The organism is Micromonospora sp. NPDC005806 (genome assembly GCF_042871425.1).
Taxonomy (GTDB): domain Bacteria; phylum Actinomycetota; class Actinomycetes; order Mycobacteriales; family Micromonosporaceae; genus Micromonospora.
Genome location: NZ_JBIAIL010000093.1, coordinates 1 through 2,284 on the forward strand (window position 1 = coordinate 1; position 2,284 = coordinate 2,284).

The 2,284-nt window shown below is 67.1% G+C and carries 3 protein-coding genes; 2 read left to right on the forward strand and 1 reads right to left on the reverse strand.

Going from position 1 to position 2,284, the window contains the following annotated elements:
- Positions 1-197 precede the first annotated feature (197 nt).
- The gene (locus ACFYOS_RS36315) at positions 198-536 is read left to right on the forward strand and encodes a hypothetical protein (RefSeq protein ID WP_387151862.1); all 339 of its coding nucleotides are present in this window, start codon (positions 198-200) and stop codon (positions 534-536) included.
- A gap of 207 nt (positions 537-743) precedes the next feature.
- On the opposite strand, the gene ACFYOS_RS36320 is transcribed toward ACFYOS_RS36315, so the two are convergent.
- Positions 744-1,016, reverse strand: coding sequence for a hypothetical protein (locus ACFYOS_RS36320; RefSeq protein ID WP_387151865.1), 273 nt, complete (start codon positions 1,014-1,016; stop codon positions 744-746).
- Positions 1,017-1,450: 434 nt separating this feature from the next.
- On the opposite strand from ACFYOS_RS36320, the gene ACFYOS_RS36325 reads away from it, so the two are divergent.
- A complete protein-coding gene (locus ACFYOS_RS36325) occupies positions 1,451-2,035 on the forward strand; it encodes a DUF4240 domain-containing protein (RefSeq protein ID WP_387151868.1) in 585 nt (194 codons plus the stop codon).
- The last annotated feature ends 249 nt before the right edge of the window (positions 2,036-2,284 follow it).

Here is a 2,284-nt window from a genome sequence, read left to right on the forward strand (position 1 = left end):
GGCACCCGCTACGACGAGATCACCGCCTGGCGACACCACGAAGAGCACCACCAAGACGCCGCAGCTTGACTCCAAAGCTCATGGGATGTCTGTCATCTCGGATGCGATTGCTGCGGACCCGCCTCCCCGACATACCAGCTCCGGCGTCAAGGGCTGCCACCTTGCGGCTGAATGGAACGGGACAGCAGAATCTTGCCGTGCCCGATGGCCTAGGACCGCTCCTGTGCTTCCTGTTCCTACTAGGCGTGTGGTCGAGCGTGATCAGCGCGCTACTCGGTCATCTGAACCAGTGGGAAGCAATGCCAGGGACGTCACCGTGGCGATTCTGGGCACCGGGCATCCTGGCATGGTCCTGGCCCCTTCTCCTGGTCGCAAGCGTCCTCACCGCGATCATCTCGCCGAACATCGGGGCCCTCGGCTTCGTGGCCCTCGCGCCGGTGACACTGCTGACCGCAACGGCACTGATCGTGGTGGAGCTCCGGCGCCGACGTGCTGAGGACCTCATGGCACAGACGCCCCGACGACTGAAGGACTGACTGTGAGCATGGCGGGGTCGGTTCCGAACGTCAGTTTGGGAATTGTCGGTCTCGGGCAGGCCACCGGCTTGGCGGCCTGGTCTCGGCAGTCCTTCGTGGCCTCGGCTGGCCCCTGTTGTCCTCGCCCAATGGCACGCCGGGTCCTGCCCGTCGCGTTGTCAGTCCCCTTCGAACGAGATCGATGCATCTGCCATCGTCGCGCATGCCTCACCCAAGATCCGCAGCCTCTCTAGGCCACGGCGCTCCGGCCCTTGCCGCGGAGGGCAACAGCCTCTCAATCTCGGAGAGAAGCTGCGGCATGTCGGACGGCATGAACTGCACGTCGCCGTAGGGATCGACACGACTAAGCAGGGGCAAGCTGGGATCTTCCCTCCCTAGCACCCGGTCGAAGTCGCCTGCCGAGTCAAACGTCCCGCCAGCGGGGTCGGGCAGCCCGAGCAGCTGCCTCCCCGCCTGCCAAAGAGATGCCTGGACGCCCATGCGCTGATGATCCATCCTGCATCGCCGGCTAGGCATCGCACCTTCAGTTTGGAAGAGCGCGCTCGCCCGGCCGTAATGCCTGGAACGCCTGCGTCCGACGACGAAGGTGGGTGCCCCTGGTGCCCAACCATGCCCGCTGGGCGCCACGGTTACTGGCTCGTGGATGGCCCGGCGCGTCCGACTGTCGCCGCTCTGCCCCCGTCCCCCGGATAGGTGCCAGATCCTCGGCTCTCGCTCGGGGTCAAGGGTGGCCGCAGGCCATCGGTGTAGCCGACGCGAAGCGCCCTTGACGCCGGCCGAGAGGCGTGGAGAGTCGAGCACCGGGGGACGGAGTGATCCCGGACCTGGTCATGGTGCGCTGGCTGTGGGGGCGGTGCCCCGGGCTGGCGGGATGGTTCAGCGGGAGAGCGTTGATGGTCTGGCAGACTGCGCGGATGCAAATGGGCGACTTCTGGCTGCTCGTGGACGAGGCGCGGCGGGAGGCCAGTGATAGCAGCACGTTGGGCCGCGACATCGCCGAGGTCCTGGCTGCCCGGCTGGCGGCGGCCACGCCGGACGAGGTCCTTGATTTCGATCGCTGTTTTCGCCGTGCGCATCGCAGGGCCTTCCAGTGGAACCTGTGGGCAGCGGCGGAGCTGATGTGGGGATTTTGCTCAGACGACAGCTTCAGCGGCTTCCGGGCGGGGTTGATCGGGCTTGGCCATGATGCGTTCGAGAGGATCGTGACGGACCCCGACGCTCTTGCCGATCACCCCTTGGTCCAGCGGATCGCCCGTGGCGAGGTGGACGCGTTGGTCTTGTACATGGAGCCGCTGGAGCACGTCGCCGCGCAGGTCTATGGACGGGTTATCGGCGACGACGACGCCTTCTGGGACGCGGTGCAGGAGCGCGACGCGCAGGAGGCCGACGACAAGCACTCACCCGGGGTGAGGTTCGACCTCGGCGATTCTGCGGAGGTGCGTCGTCGGCTGCCGAAGCTGTCGGCACTCTTTCTCGGCGACACCCGAGCCGTTCGATAGCGGCGACACGTGGTGTTGCCGGCCGGCCCGGCCGATGCCGGCCGGAGGTCGAGCGGCGACACGTGGTGTTGCCGGCCGGCCCGGCCGATGCCGGCCGGAGGTCGCCAGCAGGCCGGGGCCGGGCCGGCGCGGCCCGCTTGCGGGCCGCCTTGATCTAAGGCGTGTTTCATAAGCCGGTCAGAGCCACTCGGTGATGATGGTGATGGTCAGAACGGCTTGGAAGCGGACTGCGAGCTTGTCGTATCGGGT

What these genes read in the sequence shown, in the direction of transcription:
- ACFYOS_RS36320 (WP_387151865.1), bottom strand. Translation starts at nt 1,016, where the DNA reads ATGGGCGTCCAGGCATCTCTTTGGCAGGCGGGGAGGCAGCTGCTCGGG.
- ACFYOS_RS36325 (WP_387151868.1), top strand. Translation starts at nt 1,451, where the DNA reads ATGCAAATGGGCGACTTCTGGCTGCTCGTGGACGAGGCGCGGCGGGAG.